We start from the raw sequence: 23,247 nt of genomic DNA on the forward strand, positions 1-23,247 counted from the left end.
TTATAAGCCCTAGTCTTCGGACTGGGGCTTTTTTGTATCCAAAAAGGCACCGATACCAATCGTACTAAATAACGGGTCATTCTAGCTTGTTAAAATACTCGATAACGGCGTTAGAGTTTTTGATTGTAGAAGCTTATCGAAAAATTCTGCCTTGTTTTCGAGCATTTTTCCTACGCTATTTCTGATCACTTACTTAATGTCATTGGTATAACCCGTCATCCGTCCTATCACAATGCCTGCTAACGATCTTAACCATTCCCCCTACAGCTATTCACTCCTCATTCCCTGTTTACCTTCATTATCTTCCAGCTGATTTCATGTAATTTAATTACATATCATGCGGCAAGTAATTATTTTTGCCAATTTCAATATGCAAAACTTGCCAAATGTACCTTTATCGTCAAAAACTTCTTATTAAATATTAATTTAGTGATCGCGATCACAGCAAGAGTTGCACTGCGCAACTATTTTCTGTGACATACATCACCAATAGATGGTAATCATTATCACTTAGCTGTGCTTGTAATTTTTTGACAGGTGATTTCCGTGATAAGGATCACTAGAAAATAAATACACTTCATTTTAGAAGGTGATCGAGATCGCATTTTTTGGCTAACACATACCTTATTTCAATTATGTGTTAGATTTTTCTTAACGTTAAACATAACAGCAAAGCCATTTGGCTCTAATAATAAACGAGGTCCCCCTTATGCTATCTCCCGAAGCGAAGATAAAAGTACAAAACTTTGGTCGTTTCCTCTCCAACATGGTTATGCCTAACATAGGTGCATTCATTGCTTGGGGTTTTATTACCGCGCTCTTTATCCCTACAGGTTGGATACCTAACGAAAAGTTAGCCGCCATGGTGGGACCAATGATTACCTACCTATTACCACTATTGATTGGTTATACCGGCGGTAAAATGGTGGGTGGTGAACGCGGAGCTGTTGTGGGCGCTATCACTACCATGGGTGTTATCGTTGGTACTGATATTCCAATGTTCATGGGGGCGATGATTGTTGGCCCTCTTGGTGGCCTTGCCATTAAGAAATTTGATAACGCTGTTCACGGTAAAGTGAAGAGCGGCTTTGAAATGCTAGTGAATAACTTCTCTGCCGGTATCGTCGGTATGATTTGTGCCATTCTAGCCTTCTTAATTGTGGGTCCTGCAGTAAAAATGCTCTCCTCAGCTCTAGCAGCTGGTGTCGATGTCATGGTCAATGCAGGCTTGCTTCCTTTAGCCTCTATTTTTGTTGAACCTGCAAAAATCCTATTCCTTAACAATGCCATCAACCACGGTATTTTCACTCCGCTAGGCGTACAACAATCGGAAGAGCTAGGTCGTTCCATCTTCTTCTTAATTGAAGCAAACCCAGGCCCAGGTCTTGGTCTACTACTTGCTTACATGGTCTTTGGTAAAGGTAACGCTAAACAATCTGCGGCAGGCGCTTCTATTATCCACTTCTTCGGTGGTATCCATGAAATTTACTTCCCATATGTTCTAATGAATCCACGCCTAATCCTTGCTGTTATTGCAGGTGGTATGACAGGCGTATTCACCAATGTCATGTTTAGCTCAGGTCTTATCTCTCCAGCATCTCCAGGCTCTATCTTTGCTGTACTGATTATGACACCTAAAGGTTCTTATGTTGGGGTAATCCTTTCGGTTATTGCTGCCACCTTAGTCTCTTTCATTGTTGCTTCACTGCTAATGAAAACTCAGTCTCAAACAGATGACGAGGAAGACCTACTAGAAAAAGCGGCTAACCAAATGAAAGACATGAAAGCCTCTTCTAAAGGTCAAAGCACTGGTGAAGTAAACATGTCTGCGGTTCGCAACATCATCGTCGCCTGTGATGCGGGTATGGGTTCAAGTGCTATGGGTGCAGGACTGCTACGTAAAAAAGTAGAAGCTGCGGGTCTTGATATTTCTGTTACTAACCTTGCTATCAACAATCTGCCACAAGATGTTGATATTGTAGTGACTCATAAAGATCTCACGGACCGCGCACGCTCAGTGGTAGAAAATGCTTATCATATTTCTCTATCAAACTTCCTAGACGGCGGCATCTACGACAACCTAGTTGCGCAGCTTGTTAATGCTCAACAAACTACAGAAACAGCCACGCAATCTGCCGCACCTAAGCAATCGGCAACGTTAAGTTTATCTCAGGATAATATCTTTTTAGGCATGCAAGCTAACAGCAAAGAAGAAGTGATTAAATTTGCTGGAGAACAACTGGTTAAGCTTGGCAATGTTAGCCCTGAATACATTGATGGCATGTTAGCTCGTGAAGAGTTAGTTACCACCTATCTAGGTGAGTCCATAGCCGTTCCTCACGGCACTATCGAAGCGAAGAAGTACGTGCAAAGCACGGGTATCGTATTTTGCCAATTCCCTGAGGGTATTCAGTGGGGCGAAGACGAAGATGATATTGCGAAGATGGTTATAGGCATCGCCGCTCAAGGTGATGAGCACATCCAAGTTATCACCGCTATCACAAATTCACTTGATGACGAACAAGCCATTGAACTGTTGAAAACAACATCTGATCCACAAGATGTTCTTAATATTCTCAACGGTAAGTAACATTGCTGTGAGTCATGCTCCTAAGTAAGTGACGAGGCCAGTTCCCCTAGTATTGCACTGGCCTCCTTTTTTATTTTTATTCATTTTATTGTTAGGTATTGTTATGAAAGCTCTACATTTTGGTGCAGGCAACATAGGTCGCGGGTTTATTGGTAAATTGCTGTCAGATGCGGGTGTCGATGTAACATTTGCTGATGTCAATGAAACCGTTGTGAACGCGTTAATCGAACGCAATGCATACCCAGTGAAAGTTGTTGGCGCAGATTGCGTTGTCGAAACCGTTTCCAATGTTACCGCCGTCAACTCCACCAGCCCTGAAGTGATCGCTTGCATTGCCGAATCCGACCTGTTGACGACAGCAGTAGGCCCTACCGTTCTAAAAATCATCGCTAAAACCGTCGCACAAGGCATTGAATTACGTTTCAGCCAAGGCAATGAAACACCTCTTAACATCATCGCCTGTGAAAACATGGTTCGTGGTACTAGCCAGCTTAAAGAAGCGGTATACCAGCACCTCAACGACGCTGTAAAAGCCAAGACAGATCAATTAGTAGGCTTTGTCGACTCAGCCGTTGATCGCATTGTGCCACCAGCAGAGGCGGGTGAAACCGATCCTCTTGCCGTTACCGTTGAAACCTTCAGTGAATGGATTGTGGATCAGACACAATTTAAGGGCGAGATTCCCAACATTCCTGGCATGGAATGTACGGATAACCTAATGGCCTTTGTGGAACGCAAGTTATTCACCTTAAACACAGGTCACTTAATTACCGCATACCTTGGGGTACTTGCAGGCCATGAGACCATTAAAGACTCAATTGAAGATGACGCCATTCGCGCTGATGTAAAAGCGGCAATGGAAGAAAGTGGCGCGGTGCTTATTCGTCGTTACGGTTTTGATGCCAAAGCACATGCAGCTTATATTGAAAAAATTCTCGGTCGATTTGCCAATCCATACCTAAGAGATGAAGTGGATCGCGTGGGTCGTCAGCCAATTCGTAAGCTAAGTCCGCAAGATCGCCTAGTCAAACCTTTGAATGGTACGCTAGAATACAGCCTCGCTAACGAGCACTTGCTAAAAGGTATTGCTGCGGCATTCCATTATAAAAATGACGATGACCCGCAAGCCGTCGAACTGCAAGCCATGTTCGCAGAAAAAGGCTTTGCCGATACTCTCGCTCATTACTCTGAACTCGATGCTAACGCCGACGTCGTAGTACGAGCACAACAGGCTTACCTAGCGCTAAAATAACATCCGTTAAGGTGCCTATTACTGGGCACCTTTATTCATTTTTATCATCCTATAAGTAGTTGTATGCCCATAAACCCTGAGCACGAAACAGAACTCCTAGAAGCCCTTTCTGAGGCAGACAGTGCTTATGAATGTTTGCTTACGGCATACGATGCTTTAGACGATACTGTGGATGCATTACTGAAAAGTATTTTCTTCAAAGACGACCATGCGGTTAAGTATGTGGTAGACCCGCTTCTTACGAACGACGGGCCACTTGGCGAAATCCAAGTAAGAACCAAGCTATTACTTGGCCTTGGCAGTATTTCTAAACAAATTTATGACGACATTGATATTTTCGTGACTTTACGAGAGTGGGCGAAAATCCAAGGCTCAAAAGTCAGTTTCACAGAAGTCGACGTTTTATTTGAGCTCAATAAGATCAATGCCATCAAAGGCATTATGCCTATCGAATTTGACGCTGATCTTCTGCAAGGCATGAGTGGCGCGACACTAGAGATGTTCTTAAGTCGACATTTCAAACGAGTACGCTCAACACTGGTATTGGCCGTCACCGACATCATTACTCAGCTATGCCGTGAAAACGATCTGACCTCTTAACTTCCCTACTGTTAAACCTCAAAGCTAGAACCAAAAAAAACCATCTTTCGATGGCTTTTCTATCGTCAATTCAGGTTCATCTCAGGCACTAACCGCTATAGCCCTTTAATGTTCTCAGCTTCCAACTCATTAAAATATTTAACGGTTTTCACTTTTAGTTCTTGCTGAGCGGGTTCGTCAGCCACAATGATCGCCTTGTTATGCAGTTGCAGTGCGGTCACTGTCCACATGTGATTCACACAACCTTCAACAGCCATCTGCAATGCTTGTGCCTTATTGTGCCCTAAAGATAACACCATCACTTCTTCAGCATCTAATAACGTTGCCACACCAATAGTCAGAGCGTATTTAGGCACTTGGTTAATGTCGCCATCAAAAAAGCGTGAGTTCGCAATACGAGTATCTTCGGTTAACGTCTTAATGCGAGTGCGTGAAGAGAGTGACGACCCGGGCTCATTAAATGCAATATGCCCATCAATACCCACACCGCCCATAAACAAGTTAATTTTGCCATAAGACTTAATTTTGGCTTCATACGCAGCACAGTGAGCATCAATGTCATCCGCTAAACCGTCCAGCAAATTAATGTTTTGCTCTTGTACATCCACATGATTGAAAAAGGTGTTATACATAAAAGAGCGATAAGACTCAGGATGCTCAGGATCAATCCCGACATACTCATCCATATTAAAGGTAACGACATGCTTAAAGCTCACTTCGCCGGCTCTATATAAGTCAATAAGTGCTTGATATGTTGTTAGTGGCGTCCCCCCTGTCGGCAAACCAAGTACAAACGGTTTTTCTGCGGTTGGCTGAAACTTATTAATACTTTCCGCAATATGACGCGCCGCCCACTTACCTACTTTTTCAGCATTACTTAAGGGAATTAATCTCATAACAGTACCTTTTTCAATTAAGGGTTAATTGTTTTTTTGTAGTGTAAAATAAGTATTAAGATTATCCAATCCTTAATCATCAAATTTAGACATTGATCGGCTAATTATCGGTTAATTCGTGGCTTTAATAGGCATATAGTTCCCTTTCAAATCGAAAGGAAACGGTAAAACACCCTCGTATAATTCATGTCGAGAATTATCTTGTCACATTGACGAACCCATACTCAACTTAGGTAAATACAGGAAAAAAGCGTTTTTTAAGCCTTACGAAGTGTAGATTTTATCCTTTCGTTGTGAAAGAATATGCAAAGTAAAACGAAACATAGACGGTTATGACCAAAAGAAATACACAAATTCGACGTAGTGCCATTGCCTCCCTTGTTGAAGAACAAGGGGAAGTGACTGTAGAGGAACTAGCGAAACACTATCAAACGTCAGAAGTGACTATTCGTAAAGACCTAGCCTCACTTGAACAAAGTGGGCAATTGCTACGTCGCTACGGTGGTGCGGTGTCTCTACCAAAAGAGACCCCTTCTGAAGAGCTCGAATTAACGGTATCGGAGCAAAAGCTTTCTCTGGCTACCGTTGCCGCTTCTTTAATTCACGACCATAACCGTATTTTAATTGATAGCGGAAGCACCACTGGCGCACTGATTTCTCAGTTAGGCAGTAAAAAAGGCTTGTTGGTTATGACCAACTCCTTAACCGCAGCCAATGCACTCAACGAACTAGAAAGTGAACCCACCTTATTAATGACAGGTGGCACATGGGATGCCCACTCCGATTCATTTCAAGGACAAGTCGCAGAAGTGGCTTTACGCTCCTATGATTTTGATCAGTTGTTTATCGGTGCCGATGGCATCGACCTTGAACGAGGCACAACAACCTTTAACGAACTCATCGGTTTAAGCCGAGTAATGGCCGAAGTCTCTCGCCAAGTTATCGTTATGATTGAATCGGATAAAATTGGTCGCCGCATCCCGAACCTAGAGCTTGCTTGGGAGTGCATTGATATCGTCGTCACTGATAAGCACCTATCTGACGAATATAAACAGATCATCGAATCGAAATCTGTTCGCGTTATACGAGCAGAACGCTAAATTTAACTTATGGTCCTCTATGATAATAGAAGGACAAACTGGAGAATAAAACATGTGTGGAATAGTTGGCGCTGTAGCGCAACGTGATGTAGCAGAAATCCTAGTAGAGGGCTTACGCCGTCTTGAATACCGTGGTTATGATTCCGCAGGTGTTGCTGTAGTCGATAGTGAATCGAACCTAACTCGCGTTCGTCGCTTGGGTAAAGTTCAAGAATTGGCTGATGCAGTAAACGAGCAACACGTTGTAGGTGGCACTGGTATCGCACACACTCGTTGGGCTACTCATGGCGAACCTAGTGAAGCAAATGCTCACCCACACGTTTCAGGCAACATTGCTGTAGTACATAACGGTATCATCGAAAACCACGAAGAGTTACGTGAACTGCTGACTGAACGCGGTTACGTATTTACTTCTCAAACTGACACCGAAGTTATCGCTCACCTAGTGGAATGGGAACTAAGAACATCAGCATCATTAGTAGAAGCGCTACAAAAAACGACTAAGCAACTTGAAGGCGCTTACGGCACAGTAGCTGTAGATCGCCAAGATCCTAGCCGCATTGTTGTCGCTCGCTCTGGTAGCCCTATCGTAATTGGCCGTGGCGTGGGTGAAAACTTCCTAGCTTCTGACCAATTAGCACTGCTAAACGTCACTCGTCGCTTCATCTACCTAGAAGAAGGTGACATTGCTGAAATCACACGTCGTGACGTCACTATCTTTGACGCGCAAGGCAATACAGTTGAGCGTGAAGAGCACGAATCAAACGCTGAACACGATGCAGGTGACAAAGGTAAATACCGTCACTTCATGCAAAAAGAAATCTTTGAGCAACCTGGCGCTCTTATCAACACAATGGAAGGCCGTGTCTCTGCAGACTCAGTGATCACAAACGCTATCGGTGTTCACGCCGAAGAGATCCTAAGCAAAGTTGAGCACGTTCAAATCATCGCTTGTGGTACTTCATACAACTCAGGTATGGCCGCTCGTTACTGGTTTGAATCTATTGCTGGCGTTAGCTGTGACGTAGAAATCGCTTCTGAATTCCGTTACCGCAAATTCGTCACTCGTCCAAACAGCCTACTTGTCACCCTTTCTCAATCTGGTGAAACGGCCGATACCCTTGCTGCACTGCGTCTTGCAAAAGAAAAAGGCTACATGGCGGCAATGACTATCTGTAACGTAGCTGGCTCTTCACTGGTTCGTGAATCAGACTTTGCCTTCATGACTCGTGCAGGAACAGAGATTGGTGTGGCATCAACCAAAGCATTCACCACTCAACTAGCCGCAATGCTAATGATGGTTGTTTCTATTGGTCGTCTACAAGGTCGCGTTGATGGCGCTCGTGAAGCGGAAATCGTAAAAGCACTGCATGATCTTCCAGCCGATATCGAAAAAGCACTGGCCTTTGATAAAGAAATCGAAGCTCTAGCACCAGACTTTGCTGACAAGCATCACACTCTATTCCTTGGTCGTGGTGAGTTCTACCCAATTGCAATGGAAGCCTCTCTTAAACTTAAAGAGATCTCTTACATTCACGCAGAAGCCTACGCCGCTGGCGAACTAAAACACGGCCCTCTAGCACTTATTGACGCAGACATGCCTGTCGTCGTGGTTGCACCAAACAATGACCTACTAGAAAAACTAAAATCAAACGTTGAAGAAGTGAGGGCTCGTGGCGGCCAACTGTATGTATTTGCAGACGAAGACACCGGCTTTGAAGGCGATGAGAACATGAAAATCATCAAGATGCCTAAAGTCAGCGAAATCACCGCACCAATCTTCTACACAGTGCCAATGCAATTGCTTTCTTACCACGTTGCCATCATCAAAGGTACGGATGTTGACCAACCTCGTAACCTAGCAAAAGCGGTAACGGTTGAATAATAAGACTGAGTTTGTCGCAAGACATTAAAGCTTAACCAACAACAAAAGCCTCCTACATCATTTCATTGAGTAGGAGGCTTTTTTATGTATTGGTGAAAGAGGGGTGTTTCTAGCTTATGTTTAATACCAATCGAACTAAATAACTGATCATTCTAGCTTGTTTAATTATAGAGGTGGCCATATTTCTTGGTAAGCATCTATTTTGGCTAATACAAAGGTTACTAGCGAAGGTAAAAGGTATATTATTACGGCTAACAATATTCTGGTTATAAGCATTAAAGATACCATTAATTGCAAATAAATGAATATTGTTGCTTATATAAAATTAGTTACCCTAGTGTAATTCAATAATGGCATTGACGGGTAATACAATCCGTAAAAATATTATTTAGCACTGTAGCAACAGCTTATTTAATTGCAGTAGAGACTATTTTCATTAATAACCAGAGTTTTAAGGATTTATATGTTAGTCACTTTATCCAATCAAGGGATTACCAATATTCACCTAGAAGTACTTGGCAAAGGCGAGCCTGTTTTATTTTTGCATGGTGGACCTGGGTGTTGCCATGATTCGTTCGCACCGTTCTTCCAACCACTTGCTGAAAATCATCAAGTTATTTACTTTGATCAAATAGGTTGCGGTAAATCTGACTGGGATATCAATTTTAATTATGAAATTAACCACGATGTTGAAGTCATTGAAGCCATACGAAAAGAACTAGGGCATGAATCTCTAACCATTGTTGGTGAATCATGGGGCACTTACCTAGGTTTGCAGTATGCTTCACTTCATCCCGATAAAGTAAAAAATCTTATCCTTTTATCCAGTGTGGGCTATAACTACCAGCACTTGACACACTTTGGAGAACTTCTGCAAAGCAAGATCACACAGAGTGACCAAAAAAGGCTAGAACAACTCTGGGGCGAACATAAAGAAAACAAGATTGATACGCAACAATATAATAAGCAATGTCAGGATATCTATAATAGATACTATCTTTACGACATAAATAATGCATCATTATTAATAGACCACCCTATTAATTTTGAGCAAAACCAGCGCGTCACCCATTTGTTTAATGAACAACTGGATTTCATTAAAAGAAAGGACATTCTAAAAAAGGGGAATATTCATATGTATCAAGGTGAGCATGATATTATAACCCCTAAAGAGATTACGAAAACACTGGTTCCTCAAATAGAGCCCACCTCATTTACTCGTGTTCCTAATTGTGGGCATTGGATTTACCTTGAAAAGCAAGATTATATTAATGCAGAGATTGCCAAAATTATTGCTGAAATTTAACCCCCGCCCTCTGACTGACATTCGCTTTCTTGTTGAGGGAACGCCTCAGTGGCAAATAACGCCACTGGGTCTGCGTGCTTTGTTTTATGACTGAATATTTAGACATTGTGCCCAAAAAAGCACGGTCAGCGTAACTTAACCTCCCCTTTTGCATCACTCCACTCACTGAAAGACAGTCGTATCTCCTACTCATGCAACCTAACTCGCACTACTTTTTAAGTGAGGCTGCCGCTATTTCGTCAACAATTAATTATGTTCCTGCTTTGTGAAATAGTTTGCATAATTGCGATTTGTATTTGATAAACTGTTAACAAATATAAATAGCGGTACCGCCCTTTCCGTTGAGTGCTATGACCAAATTCTAGTAGTTCAACCACTGACAATAAAACGGCGGCGCAATCGTTAAAGCTTATGATGTCACGATAACAAGGAAGTATTGTGGTAAAAAAAACCAAAGGCTTTACATTAATAGAGTTACTGTGTGTCATTGTGCTAATGGCGGTGTTAGCGGTGGTAGCCATACCCAAGTATTTTAGTTTTGCCAGCGACGCTCGCAGTAACAGCATGAAAATGGTCGCCTCCGCTATGCGTGACAGTGCCAACCAAGTGGCCTTTAAAGCTCAGATTCAAGGCGTGAAAAACGGTGACGTCTACCTAGAAAGCATAGGACGAAGTGTCTCTGTATATAACGGATACGTTAGAGGGCACTGGAGAGAAGCATGGCAACACATTCTCGATATTGGAAAGGTCATTGAGTGGACCAACGCCCGAACCACTTGTGTTAAACACGATATTTGTGGTGTAGGCAACCAAGTTGGGGCGAATATCCCCGGCTTCCCAATACCCGACAATTACAGCGGAGAAAGAGGTTTAGTTCTCATTTGGCCGCAAGGTTACCTACTTGAAGACCTGTGCTACTCCTACTACTACAACCCGCAAAATGGTGGAGAGCCCACGGTAGGCACAGTGCTTGATGGCTGTTAACTATCCATCCATGTCACTATTTTTAAGTTTTATTTATAGCAGTTCACTATCAGGAGCAGACAGTATCACCTTCTTTTTCGCCTCTTTATCCAGTGTGTTTATGCTATAAGCCGAACCTGACATGCTAAATCTAGAGACTTTAAAATGGCCACTTTCCATTGGCACCGCAATGCCAATTTTTTTGCTTTCTTTGGCCGCAGTTTCAATCACATCAAAATTGTCGAACACTAACACACTCTGCTCACCAATTTTTTCGCCACAATGAAGAAAGGTATTAAATGCCCCAGAATCAGCATTCACTAAAACAGGATACTTGTTACCTGTAGTGCAGTTAGTATCGATTCCCGTAAGGTACAAACACTGCCCCGAGTCTAGGTAGCAATACTTACCAAAAATGTTGCCACTGTTATTTAGCGTTATGGCATAAAGGTAATCCGCTCTATCGGTATTGACGAACCAATCTTTATACATTTTTTCTTCAGCCAATACATTTGCCGAAACCAAACACAAAAATAAACATATCATTTTTTTCATAACGAAAACCTACTTCTAATAAAACCCACAGACAAATGTCTCAGCAAACTTGATGCCATCTTCAACCAGCAGTTCATCATAATAATAGTTCAGCTTATCTGACAGATCTTTTTAAAAGATAAGCCAATAATATAGTCAAGGAAGTTATCCTCTGACATGTTACTTCTTAACATATTGGGTATATTCCACAACTGTTTTCTTAATGCCTGTTGATGTTCGCGAACCATGCTGTACCGGTTGCCAGAATAGAAAAAGGCGAAGTAACTACAGTCATACTTTGCAAAAAAGAAAAAGCTACTCACAGACTCAATCAGAATTAATGACCAAGCCTACTTTTGATGTAGATGTGCTATGGCAACAAATCAACGTTAAAAACCTACTCATCTTAAAATCCTACGATGTAGAGAGTAGCTACCGTTGAGAAACAACATCATCCATTTTTATTTGCTTCTCAACTAACATCAAAATTATGGCACAAACCTGATTTTAGGCTCATTTATCACCATTTTTTAACAGTCCTTTTATCTCACTAATCTCACTTTTTAAAGATTTGATTTCGGCCATTAAATCATCATTATTATCACTAGCCATCTCATCAACAAAAATAGCATTAGCTAAAGATAAAGCAATAAATCCTCCGAGCACTAAAACCATTATGACAAACGCATTTACAGAGTAATATATATATGGTTGATTAAGCGCCTTTGCTGCCTCTGGAACTGCCCCCCAATTCTCGATGGTAAATATACCGAAAATAGTATTCATTGATCGCAATGGATCTCCAAAATACTCAGGTATAATATTTGAAAACAGAGTAAACCCTAGCAATGAAAAAAATGTTAACTGTATACCTAATAAAATCAATACAGCTTTCGAGGCTTTTATACCACGAATAAGACCATTCACAATATGTTCTGTATTTGGCATTAATCTTATTATTTTTATAAGAGACACCATCCTAAATATCCTAAGATACACTACACTTCCAAGTGATTCCGACGGGGAAAACAGAAAAGCCAAACTTATAATAACTATTAATAAATCAAATTTATTGCCTAATAAAGATATGTATCCGCAAAAGGTATTCTCATTAATTTTAAAAATAACCTCAAAAACAAAATAGGTAATTACAAGCCAGTTTAAAGCATGTATTACAATAGAGTTACTATAACTACTAATGAAAGCTAGAATTACAGATAAAACGATGACAATTGAATTGTATTTTGGTTTAGTAAAATATTTCATATTAAAAAAGGGAGGGGTTACCTCCCTAACTCTTTACTCTTCATACTTAGATGCTTGTGCAAGCAACAGATCAGAAAGGTTATATATATCATCTAACGTTTCTATTGGATGACGAACTTCTTTTTTATCTTCACCTATAACACCAACATATTTTTGCTTGGAGTTAAAATGCAGTCTGCATAAAGGCTTACGATTATTATCATCAAGTAATATACCAAAATAACTCTGAGTGTCTCTTGATGTTATACGAGAAACATCTAATTTCGCTCGAAGAATAGCCTTAACAATATTAAATCCGTCTATTTCTTCCTCAGTAGTTACTACTTTTGATTTATTATTTTCTAATACTTCCTCTTTTATTTCAGCTTCTAATTCTGGTGGTTTTACATTAACTGAAACATCTTCATTACGACCAATCGCTGATTTTAATCTATCATTAATACTATCATTTAAAAATTGTTTTAATGCTTTAGATGTTATATCTAAAAACTGAGCTTTCACCTTTGCCGTTTGAACACCATCATATACTTTTGAAGTGAAAAACTTAACAAAGTCTTCTTCTGGACTTTTAAATTGTTCTTGAAGTACTTTTTTAATTTGATTCAAATACTTTAACTCACCAGCCGCATCTACAACAGAGTCAACGTCAAAAGATGATTTAGTTAGCTTCTTAACTTCTGGAACGATATGTTCATCAATCTCCGTCATATTAAGAGTCAAGAAAGGTTTATCATCCATCTTATTTGGAGCATCTAAATCTGTATAAAATTCGTATATTTCACCATTTGTCAGGATTGCAATTCGAGCATTAGTTACTGAAAAATATCGAAATAATTGACTTGCATGCTTGGTAGATAACTTTTCACCAAATTTTTTACATTCAATTAGTATTTGTACTTCTCCATCTTTAAGAAGTGCATAATCTACCTTTTCACCCTTTTTAGTTCCTGTATCTGCATTAAACTCTGGAACAACTTCTGTTGGGTCAAAAACATCATAGCCAAGAACTGTATGTAAGAAAGGCATTATCAAAGCATTCTTTGTAGCCTCTTCTGTTTCTAATCTTGAACCAGTTTGTGCTATTTTTTTAGATAGTCCCTGTAAACGTTCAATAAAATCCATAGTATTACCTTTTAAATTTAGACAGCAATTAGCACATAATACCAAATGGATATTAATCGTCTAGGAACAGTTTGAAAATTTTATTAAATACATACTCTGTAGAAGTTACTGGCAGAACAACCACATTAGTACTTATAAGACGGTCACTATCTCACCCAACTTCTTTATGCAGTTATTATATTTTAAGATTCTTTAATCCAAGCTCACACGGCTCAAGCGCAAAGAGAAATATATCAGGCTGGAGTTTCGCACGAATCATCCCTAATTTCAGATAGAAGTCTTCTTTCCCTGCTCTGGATTGCAAAAATAATGCATAAACACCAACATCACCAGAGGATAAATAAGCCAGTCTATTGCATGCCCTAAACGGCACTTCCCTCCCCCTAGTCCTTGACCTTGAACGCTTGTACAAACAGCAAGTTTCATACCTTTACGTTTCTCTATCAAACCATTTTGTACGGCATTTTAACGTTGAAATGGCATTGCTCACTCACAGACTTTGTTGCAGGCTCTTTCATTAACATCGTAAAGAACTCCCTTAACAACAATAAGCTTGATTTTGTATGCTACAAATGTCATATAGATATCAAACACCATGTATTAAACGACACTTAACATAGAGTAATAAATGACTATTAAATTGCTTGTCTTTAACTGCACTAAAGCCGCGGCTGAGTTTTTTACCGTTACCCGTCATGGCCAGAAAGAGTCGCCCCTAGTGCCTGCACCCCATAAGACCATACAAGAGTCGGTGCAAAACCCTATTTTTCCGAGCGAACTTGGGATGATAGCAAGTGATAGTTCTCAGTGGCACTGGGTACTTCACTGTGTATCCATTAAACGCAAAAAGTACCTAATGGTGATGGATTATGAGAGTCGTTTTTGTATCACTTTGTTAGCGGGAGCAAAAGGTGATATTTATCAATTTCTAAATACATTTGAACCACTTCTAAAGACGAGCTTTCACTCTCTAGCCATAGAAAGTGGTGTTGATAATACAGAAATTGAGCTGTGTATTGAGTATTACGATAGAGAAGTGGATGAGTGTGTATTTCACCCTAGAGGTGATCGTAGCGTACAAGCACACTTAAATGACGTTTATTGGCATCTTGAGCGTCAATGCCATGACGATGGAATGTTAATTAAAGATATTGACCTACTTGGCTTTAGCTTTTTTACAGGCCAGTTTCCCCGTAATAGCAAACACAAAAAGTCGCACTTTTTCCCTTCTAAAGAGTTCGTTGATCAATGGCGACAGTGGCCACTGAAAAGTAGCCCATTTGATATGAGTAATGTCGTCGATTTAAGTACTTACAAGCGCAACCTCAATAAATAACCAACCCCACCTTAAATTAAGTGGTGTGTGCTAAGGCTTGTTAATTGCTTCGCCGCCAAACTCCCCCCTCTTAACAGGAAATCCATTTTTTCTTACTATTTGCCGTGCGTTTAATTTGGTTCGTGCTACATAACTCATTCACCGCTTTAGTGAACTCAGATTTAGAAAGGCCAAGACGACTTTGCAGAGATGGATCAAGCGAGTGCGGTGACTTTAAAGCCTTTAGTAACATCTCTTGTGCCGTTGCAGGTTCAACCTTTGGGGAGACGATTGGAACAACGGTATTATCTCTAGAGCGAATACACGCAAACTTTGCACCGAGTACATCACATTGAAACTCGAAAGCTGAGATCAAGCTTTCATCGTTACTGTATAACTCAAAATGCGTAGAACCTAATTGCTTCTTATCCACTGCGAGCAACACTCTTGATAGATAAGCAATGATATAAAAGTCAGCCTGATTCTGACCTGTAGGGTAATCGCTCAAGAAATGATATAACGACTTTTCGCAGACCAACCTTACTGCATCAGATTTTGAAAATACAAACACCTTATCGACAATCGTAGCATTGATCTTCTCAAGCTGTTTTACCCCAATATTTTCAGCATCGACAAATATTACCTTCATAGAAAACAAACTCCATTTGCTCATATCAGATAGGTATCTTGCACAGTCACATATAAAACTTCAATCATATAAAGAGGCACGTATGATCTAATGCGATGAGGATCTTTCTTTTTACACAATTGATAGCAAACGTCGTAAACCTCTGCTCAGTCTAGGTAGTTAAAACACTTGATAACCGCGTTGAAATTTTTGACCATATCAGGGTAAACACGTCGAGATTCATGTTGCCGGAGAGCAGGAAGTGATTAAGGATGAACTTTTGCTTATGCCAGATACAACAAAGCCCCGACATAAGTCGAGGCTTTATCATTAAATATGGTACCGGTGGGCGGACTTGAACCGCCACGCCTTTCGGCAACGGATTTTGAAGGTACCGCCTACAAGTTGACACCTTATAAAACAATAGCTTAAAATCAATTAATAATACTATGAAAGAAACTATAAAAATGAGTGATGAATTAAAAAATTATATCAAACTTGCTCGAGGGCTTGCGATCTACAAACAAAAGCAAAGTAATAACTACTATATCTACATCAGAGGTGAATACAAGAATCAAAAGATCGAGAAGCGGTTCAGCCTAAAAACAGACGACGTTAATGAGGCAAAGAAACAAGCATATGCTCATCAATTTATGCTCGAAAAAAATATGGACGGAAGCATATTCTCCAACATAAAAAAGTCAAATTTATTAAGGATTTGCAACGATATACTAAAAAAGCTAGATAAGGAGACTAAAGAAAGTACTCAAAAAAACCCTCAGTCAAAGACACACGCTTCATGCATTCGAAACGATATTTTGCCAAAGTATGGGCAACTCTCGATCCATCAATTCAAAAGTAAGCAAATTAAAGAAATTTTAGGGTTGGCCACCAATCAAACTAAATACAATAATCTAGCAAAAATTATTAAAGATATTTTTGAACTCGCATACGACGAGGAACTCATTAAGAAGTCTGATATCCCTGAAGTTAAGGCACCAAAAAAATTTAATGAGAGTGAATCTAGATCTCCTTTCTCTGATGACCACCTCAGATTGATTCGATCTGGCTTCTCTAATTTTATCAATGCAAGTAACAGTCAGGTTACTAAAACAAATAGACAGCTTCTTGAGCTAGCATTCGATTTCCTGTTGGAAGTTGGTTGCCGACCAGGAGCTGAGATAGATAACCTTACTTATGGGTCTATTAGTAAAGTTATTAGCGAAGACGACATAATATATCGTCTGGAGTTTCCTCATACTAAGACCGATAACCACCGTAAGCCCCGTATGATACAGCTCTCAACAGAGGCTCTGAAGATAATAATCAGGGTGCATATGCTTTTTAATCCTGACTTATACCCAAAGACAGAGTACTCTAAAGTAACCTGTCAAAGTCTGGATTTAAGTGTTAGTAAAAAAATGAGCTGGAGTGACTATGAAGATATTTTTTTTCAGCACTTACAAAATGATGCTTTTATTTTTCGTCGCCCAGAAAAAATAGAACTAAAACTTGACTGGAGTAAATTTTTTAAGCAGTACATGACAGTGTGTAAATTAGATTACACACTATATTCATGTCGCCACTACTTCATCACAACACAATTACTCAATGCGACGAACCATATTGACCTTGCTAGTCACTGTGGGACATCAGTTCATATGATTGAGAAGTACTACTCTGATATCAAGCCTTACGAAGTTGGAAAGCGTGTCTTGGAAAACATGCCTAAACCCAAAATATACCTAACAAAAATTCAGCATGGGAAAAAGCCAGAAACCATAGTCAGAACCCTTGATAAGTAATTTATATTAATTATTTTGAAGAGGGGACTCTGTATCACTGCCATACAGAATATTTCATAATTGTTAGCTAAAGGCGGGAAAACCCGCCTTGCTTTACTTTACTTCTTTTAAATATGCGTCGAGAAAGTATCGAACGAATCAGCTTTAACGAACTTGGCTGGATTGTCGAGAACGTTCCCTGCTTTGTCTTTAGATAGGGCTTCAAAGTGTGCGATACCGCAATCTATTTTTGCTTTTTCAGCTGCTCTCAAGTCATCTGAGAAGATGCTTGATTTGGTTTCTACCACAAAGTATAGCTGTTCACCCAAGCCATCTTCTTTGTCTATTAGGACAGCCCAGTCTGGGTTGTAACTGCCCAGCGGTGTATCTATCTTGAACCAGGCAGGCAACTTGGCATACAACTTCACATCCGCTGAGATTTCAAGCTTTTCTGCAAATTCAAACTCAGTGTCAGAATCACAGATGATATAGTCATAAACCGACTTGTTCGCCTCAACCATATTCTTGAGATAACCTGTTAACTCTTCCTCCTGGAACAGCTCCTGCGCGTAGTAGTCATCATCACCGATACGGTGATAAGAAATACCATCAACAATAGCCAAGCGCATTTGCTTGCGGATCACCTCACCCGTCAGTTCAATAAAGCGCTGTGGGTTGTTCTTGAACGCCTCGAGCTTATCGCCTAGACCAAGTAAAATCTGAACCACCGTCTTTCGCGTTAAGTTGGTGTGGGATTCTAAGTAAGTCACTACATCTGGCAGTTGGTAGTTTCTATTCTTATAGGTGTGAGTTTTTGACTCTTCATTATGAGTTTCAAGTGCAGCTTCAGTAACGGCAACTTTGGCTTTTTTATACTCAAACTTTGCACTTGCAACCGCTACTGAGGCTTGGATCTCTTTGATGCAATTTTCAACTAACTCTCCGACACTAAAATCCACTCGGTAGGTTGTTTTGTACTTAATGCGATCCCAAAGTGCTTTGAAGTCCTCACCCAAGACAATTTGCTTACCATTGTCTTCACGTAGTGACGCTGTTTTCTTCTCTTCGTATTTCTTAATGCTAAGGCCTTTAGATACCTTGGCTAACGTCGCCAAAATCGCCTCTGAATGCTGTTGTACACTCTCTGGAAGACTGACCGAGTTATCCGCTAAATCAGTCTTCAATGCATCGAGAATCTTACCGTTTTTATCAATATATCCTTTATCTAGCAGATGCGTAAAAATCTCTTCCGATTTCAGAGAGCCAAGAAACTCCTTTTTACCCATAGTGGTGTAATTGTCAGAGCTAATCACAATGTTGGCAAACTGATGTTTCTCTACCGCGCCAAACTTGATGCCCTCTTCTTTCTCAATCTCTTTTTGCAATTCTGATACAAATTGCTCGTAAGATTCGTTCGCCATAACCGTCAACGTATTCACTTCAAACCCATAAGGTACACGCTCACCCGACTGATCGACGGCTAAACGTAAACCACGACCAATCTCCTGACGCTTCTTCATCACAGAGTTAGTTTCGTTTAGGGTACAAATTTGGAATACGTTCGGGTTATCCCAACCTTCTTTAAGCGCAGAGTGACTAAAGATAAAGCGAAGCTTTTCATCAATAGAAAGTAGCTTCTCTTTGTCTTTCATAATCAAGTTGTAAGCAGATTCATCCGCAGCTGTTTTACCACCCTCACCTTTGGCTGAGAGCTTTGACTCGGCAAAGAGCGGGTTACCAGACGCATCCTTCTTCTTATCCTGTGCGAAGTAACCGTTGTGCACTGAACTTGCTAGTTCCTTCATCGCTTGATCATTTGGCACAAACTTACCTGTACTACTATCTTTGTCCCAAACCGACGGGTACAAAACACGGTACTTAGGTTTGCGAAGCTGCGCAGCAAACTCCTCTTCAAACCACAGAGCAAACTTACCTTGTGTCGGCACTCCTTCTTTGGTGTAACCTCGGTAGTTAGCCACTTTATCAATAAAGAACAGACTCAATACTTTGATCCCTTTTTGGCTCATCACTTTTGAATGTTCCATTGGGTCAACGCCTGTTGTGACCTTTTTGAAGAACTTAAGCTCTTTCTCTAGGTGCTCTTCAACTGTTTTAGCGACTTGTAAGCGCTTGTATATGTCTAAATCAACTTCACCGATGGATTGCCCTAATTCGATAATCTCATCACGACTAGTGAAGTCGATGTACTCATTCCCTTCTCTGCAATATATGTCGTTAACTATATAACCTTCGTAAACACTTCGCCCATTAGTCGCTTCAAACAAGTCTGTGCCACTTTTAATGGTAATCGTCTTGCGGGGCTGCAACTTGCCTGTCTTAGTTTGTGCGTCGACTTCAACTTTTGCAGTGATAGGTGACTTTTTGTTATCGACACTAATCAGCTTGATATACGCTTGGTTATGGTTGTCTTGCACTTCAAGCGAAGCCACTTCAATTTGTTTAACCAATTTACGCTCATAAGCATCAATCGAATCTAGCTTATAGAGCATATTGAGGTTTTCAGTCAGCGTTGCTGAATAGCGGAACGTACATAGCGGGTTAAGGCTAGAAATAGCTTTTTTACGATTCGCAGTAGAAGCGACTGATTGAGGCTCATCAATTAACACAACAGGGCGAGTCGCTTGAATAAACTCAATCGGTTTCATACCGTTCAAGCGGTCGTCCGTACGGTGAATCAAGTTTGCTTTGGTCTCTTTATCTGGGTCAGTGAATGACTTGCTGAAAGCGTCAATGTTGATTACCATGATTTGAATATAATCATTCGTAGCAAAGTTTCTCACCTGCTCACGCTTTGATGAATCATAAACAAAGTAATCGTATTGAACGTTCTTGTACTCTTTTCTGAAATGTTCTTCAGTTATTTGAAGGGATTTATAAACCCCCTCCTTGATAGCAACAGACGGTACCACGATAATAAATTTGGTGAGTCCATATCGTTGATTTAACTCAAACGCACTGCGCAAGTAGACGTATGTTTTACCCGTACCCGTTTCCATCTCGATGGTAAAATCGAGGCTAGGTAGAGCTTGTTTCGACGTTTCCGTTTGCGGTAAACCATTAACAAGTTGCACATTTCGTGTGTTGTCATACAGCTCTTCTGGTAAAAGGCTAAGAGCGTTACCAACGCCAATTCCGTCATTATTTTGGAACAGATCAGCTTGAAAGGCATTAGACACCGAGAAATTAGACTGGAAAGTCTCTTGCCCCTCAAATACACCAACCACAGCACTAATCGCATCTCTTTGATGATCGAGGTTAGGGTTAAATTTTATCTTCATTTCAGACATCACTTACCCCTTATATGCTCTTAACATCATCAATAGCGGCTTGTTTCAAGATTTGGATAGCATTTGTCTTAACTCGATCATCTGCAAAACCTTCATCTTTGAATACTACTTGTGTCGTTTCAGGATCGTACTCTTCTTTCAGCTTGGCGATACCTTCAACGGTGTCAGTCGTAATTTCATCATCTAAACAAACAAACAGTGCGCCTGCACCAACAACAAATACTGTCTTTCCATTTACGACTTCTGTTTCAACTGGTGTAGTTAAGTCATATCCATATTTCAAGAAGATCTCGTACAGAACATCTTCGCTTGAACGATCAGCCTTGATTGATTTCTCTGCTTGTTGCAATACAAGTTCAAGGTTGTCAAAGTCTGCATCCCAAGGGCGAATATTGGTTTCACTAAGCTTGAATACTTTCATTCCAAAGCAAGAAGTATTCTCAGAGTTTAGGCTTTTTCTAATTCTCTCTTTACTAATTGAAGACACTGTATTAAAACCTAGCTCTCTGAGATCTTGCCTATCTATTATCTCGGGTAATTGCACCATTATAAACTTAATATTTATAGAATTATCAACTGAGTGCTTAATTACGGCATCGGCCGTACTTGCTGAACCCGCAAAAAAATCTAATACTAAATCACCATCATCGACAATAAAACTCAATAGTTTTTTAAGAAAAGATACTGGCTTGGTATAATCAAATGCAGAAAACCCGAAAAGAGCATTAATTTCCTTAGTTGCCACTTGGTTCATATATTTATTGTCTACAAAATACAAACTATCAACTTTGCTATTTTTCTCTGAAAGTTCATTTAGATAGCGTTTATAGATGAATCCTCTTTCATTCTCTTTTACTGTTTTTCTAAATTTAACCTTTCCTTTTTCTATTAGATTAGGCAGAGAATTTTTAGAAAACGCCCAGTGCCTTCCTTTAGGTGGAATATCTATTGTCCCTGTATAAGGATTAACAATCTCATAATCATTTTTTGTTTTTCTTCCATCCAAGTTTGCTGTAGGGTTATCACTCATCCACAAACCATTAGGGTCATTATCTCCGTTTTTATACTTGGAAAAGTCTTTCATATCTCCTTTTAACACAATACGATTTTTATTTTTAGCATAAATTAAGGTGTTCTCATTTTGAATATTCAAACCATTCTTATCATGATTATTCATTGATTTGGTTTTTCTAATTAAGTCAACAAGAAAGTTATCTTCACCAAAAATTTCATCACAAACCTTTCTAAGGTTTACAACCTCATGTTCATTTATTGATATGGCAATGACACCATCATCACACAATAGATTTCTAGCTAATTTTATTCGAGGGTAAATCATATTTAACCAATCTGAATGGTAGCGTCCAGATGAGTCAGAATTTGTACTTAACTTATTACCTTCGCTATCAACCTGACCTGATTGTTCAAGATAGTTTTGAATATTGTTGTAAAAGTTATCTTTATAAACAAAATCTTTACCAGTGTTGTAAGGTGGATCGATATAGATCATCTTCACTTTTTTATGGTATGACTTTTGAAGTAGTTTTAATACTTCAAGGTTGTCACCTTCAATAAACAAATTCTCTGTTGTGTCCCAATTGACGCTTTCTTCTTTACAAGGGCGAAGCGTTCCTATGGAGGGCGTCTGAGCGATTTGTCGAGCTTTTGTTTTGCCATTCCAAGTAAAGTTATAGCGCTCTTCTGAAACGTCAACCTCTTCACCTAGCACTGCTTTCAGTGCTTCAAAATCGATTTTTCCTTCAGAAAATACATCAGGGAAAAGCTGTTTTAAATGTTCAATGTTTTGGTTAGTTATGTCTAAACTTTTTGCTTCTAGGCTTCTACCTGTGATTTTTTTCATTTCGGTCATTTTTTAAACCCTATAAAATTCATGTACTTAGTAGATTTGACGGCCATATTTAATCGTCAGATTTGTGTTTGTATTACGGAAATCGCTTGTTTGACTTTTTTTGCTTCTACATTTAGACGCATTTTAGTATTCATCTGCGTCTCCTTTTTTAACTTGTTACGGATAGTGCTCAATTGAGCCTCGAGATGCTCTAATTCCACAAGTAAAGGGGTTAAGTCTTCTTCCACACCCGTACTGTATTTTCCTGTTTTCTTTGCTGCCTCTAAGCCATTAAGTTTTTGAATCAAGCTGAAATAAAAGTCGTAAAGGCTAACTACAGAGCACGTTTCAAATTTCAAATCAGAGAAAAAATCAACATAGAGCGGCTCTTTCAAACCTACATCTACCCATCCAGTATCGTACTGATGCTCAATGGTTAATTTACTATGGTCAACTTGGTTAACACGCTTATCTGCCAAACTAACACAAACATTATCTGCTAACTCCACAAACAGTACTGTTGGGTACGGTATCTGCTGATGAAGTAGCTTACACAATTGCTTAGTTTTAGTATTGTCCTTCACCTTTACATGCAAAACAGCAATCTCTTTATAAACATGCACCCCGTCTTCAAAAACGGGAATGTTTACTGTTTCTGGTTTGATGGTATAGCGCCATACCAAAGATTTGAGAACATCTTTGATTAACTGCTTATCATTACTGGTCAGTGATGTGTTATCAGTAATAGTCTTCTTAGGAACTTTAACCCCAAGCTCGGTACTCTTGGGGAAGCCAAAACCTGTAAGCACCTGCTCGGCTAACGTGTATTCGGTTTGCACTGTATTTCTC

The 23,247-nt window shown here is 39.9% G+C and carries 17 protein-coding genes; 9 read left to right on the forward strand and 8 right to left on the reverse strand.

Annotated elements, in window-relative coordinates; translation table 11 throughout:
• The first annotated feature begins 709 nt into the window (after nt 1-709).
• The 3 genes from OCU56_RS10960 (at nt 710) to OCU56_RS10970 (ending at nt 4,442) form a co-directional block, all read left to right on the forward strand.
• A complete protein-coding gene (locus tag OCU56_RS10960; protein WP_261873247.1) occupies nt 710-2,590 on the forward strand; it encodes a PTS mannitol transporter subunit IICBA in 1,881 nt (626 codons plus the stop codon).
• 103 nt (nt 2,591-2,693) lie between these two features.
• Complete coding sequence (locus OCU56_RS10965) at nt 2,694-3,842, forward strand: mannitol-1-phosphate 5-dehydrogenase (protein WP_261873248.1); 1,149 nt, start codon at nt 2,694-2,696, stop codon at nt 3,840-3,842.
• Between the two features lie 63 nt (nt 3,843-3,905).
• Nucleotides 3,906-4,442, forward strand: a complete 537-nt coding sequence (locus OCU56_RS10970; RefSeq protein ID WP_261873249.1) for an MltR family transcriptional regulator — start codon at nt 3,906-3,908, stop codon at nt 4,440-4,442.
• Nucleotides 4,443-4,537: 95 nt separating this feature from the next.
• Here the strand turns inward: OCU56_RS10970 and nagB are convergent, their stop codons facing one another.
• On the reverse strand, nt 4,538-5,338 hold the full coding sequence (gene nagB / locus OCU56_RS10975) for a glucosamine-6-phosphate deaminase (protein WP_261873250.1): 801 nt from the start codon (nt 5,336-5,338) through the stop codon (nt 4,538-4,540).
• A 332-nt stretch (nt 5,339-5,670) separates the two neighbouring features.
• Between nagB and OCU56_RS10980 the strand changes: the two genes are divergently transcribed.
• The 4 genes from OCU56_RS10980 to OCU56_RS10995 all read left to right on the forward strand — a co-directional run bounded on the left by OCU56_RS10980 (nt 5,671) and on the right by OCU56_RS10995 (nt 10,613).
• Complete coding sequence (locus tag OCU56_RS10980; protein ID WP_261873251.1) at nt 5,671-6,438, forward strand: DeoR/GlpR family DNA-binding transcription regulator; 768 nt, start codon at nt 5,671-5,673, stop codon at nt 6,436-6,438.
• A gap of 52 nt (nt 6,439-6,490) precedes the next feature.
• The gene (glmS, locus tag OCU56_RS10985) at nt 6,491-8,323 is read left to right on the forward strand and encodes a glutamine--fructose-6-phosphate transaminase (isomerizing) (protein ID WP_261873252.1); all 1,833 of its coding nucleotides are present in this window, start codon (nt 6,491-6,493) and stop codon (nt 8,321-8,323) included.
• 463 nt (nt 8,324-8,786) lie between these two features.
• On the forward strand, nt 8,787-9,629 hold the full coding sequence (locus OCU56_RS10990; RefSeq protein ID WP_261873253.1) for an alpha/beta fold hydrolase: 843 nt from the start codon (nt 8,787-8,789) through the stop codon (nt 9,627-9,629).
• Between the two features lie 438 nt (nt 9,630-10,067).
• Nucleotides 10,068-10,613, forward strand: coding sequence for a type II secretion system protein (locus tag OCU56_RS10995; protein WP_261873254.1), 546 nt, complete (start codon nt 10,068-10,070; stop codon nt 10,611-10,613).
• A 33-nt stretch (nt 10,614-10,646) separates the two neighbouring features.
• On the opposite strand, the gene OCU56_RS11000 is transcribed toward OCU56_RS10995, so the two are convergent.
• From OCU56_RS11000 to OCU56_RS11010, 3 genes are all read right to left on the reverse strand, one after another.
• Nucleotides 10,647-11,147: a hypothetical protein gene (locus tag OCU56_RS11000; protein WP_261873255.1), complete on the reverse strand. Its 501-nt coding sequence runs from the start codon at nt 11,145-11,147 to the stop codon at nt 10,647-10,649.
• A gap of 492 nt (nt 11,148-11,639) precedes the next feature.
• Nucleotides 11,640-12,392, reverse strand: a complete 753-nt coding sequence (locus OCU56_RS11005; protein ID WP_261873256.1) for an ion transporter — start codon at nt 12,390-12,392, stop codon at nt 11,640-11,642.
• A 33-nt stretch (nt 12,393-12,425) separates the two neighbouring features.
• The gene (locus OCU56_RS11010) at nt 12,426-13,514 is read right to left on the reverse strand and encodes a type I restriction endonuclease (protein ID WP_261873257.1); all 1,089 of its coding nucleotides are present in this window, start codon (nt 13,512-13,514) and stop codon (nt 12,426-12,428) included.
• Between the two features lie 628 nt (nt 13,515-14,142).
• On the opposite strand from OCU56_RS11010, the gene OCU56_RS11015 reads away from it, so the two are divergent.
• Nucleotides 14,143-14,850, forward strand: coding sequence for a DUF6933 domain-containing protein (locus tag OCU56_RS11015; RefSeq protein ID WP_261873258.1), 708 nt, complete (start codon nt 14,143-14,145; stop codon nt 14,848-14,850).
• A gap of 70 nt (nt 14,851-14,920) precedes the next feature.
• Here OCU56_RS11015 and OCU56_RS11020 read toward each other — a convergent pair whose 3' ends face one another.
• A complete protein-coding gene (locus OCU56_RS11020) occupies nt 14,921-15,478 on the reverse strand; it encodes a hypothetical protein (protein WP_261873259.1) in 558 nt (185 codons plus the stop codon).
• Nucleotides 15,479-15,924: 446 nt separating this feature from the next.
• Between OCU56_RS11020 and OCU56_RS11025 the strand changes: the two genes are divergently transcribed.
• The gene (locus OCU56_RS11025) at nt 15,925-17,262 is read left to right on the forward strand and encodes a site-specific integrase (RefSeq protein WP_261873260.1); all 1,338 of its coding nucleotides are present in this window, start codon (nt 15,925-15,927) and stop codon (nt 17,260-17,262) included.
• Nucleotides 17,263-17,369: 107 nt separating this feature from the next.
• Here OCU56_RS11025 and OCU56_RS11030 read toward each other — a convergent pair whose 3' ends face one another.
• From OCU56_RS11030 to OCU56_RS11040, 3 genes are read right to left on the reverse strand one after another with little or no spacing between them, the layout of a single operon-like run.
• A complete protein-coding gene (locus OCU56_RS11030; protein ID WP_261873261.1) occupies nt 17,370-20,549 on the reverse strand; it encodes a type III restriction-modification system endonuclease in 3,180 nt (1,059 codons plus the stop codon).
• A gap of 10 nt (nt 20,550-20,559) precedes the next feature.
• Nucleotides 20,560-22,419, reverse strand: a complete 1,860-nt coding sequence (locus OCU56_RS11035; RefSeq protein ID WP_261873262.1) for a site-specific DNA-methyltransferase — start codon at nt 22,417-22,419, stop codon at nt 20,560-20,562.
• Nucleotides 22,420-22,475: 56 nt separating this feature from the next.
• Nucleotides 22,476-23,237 (reverse strand): DUF4391 domain-containing protein, encoded by a 762-nt coding sequence (locus tag OCU56_RS11040; RefSeq protein ID WP_261873263.1) that lies wholly within the window; start codon nt 23,235-23,237, stop codon nt 22,476-22,478.
• Nucleotides 23,238-23,247 lie beyond the last annotated feature (10 nt).

Origin of the sequence: Vibrio rarus, assembly GCF_024347075.1 — a bacterium.
GTDB lineage: Bacteria > Pseudomonadota > Gammaproteobacteria > Enterobacterales > Vibrionaceae > Vibrio > Vibrio rarus.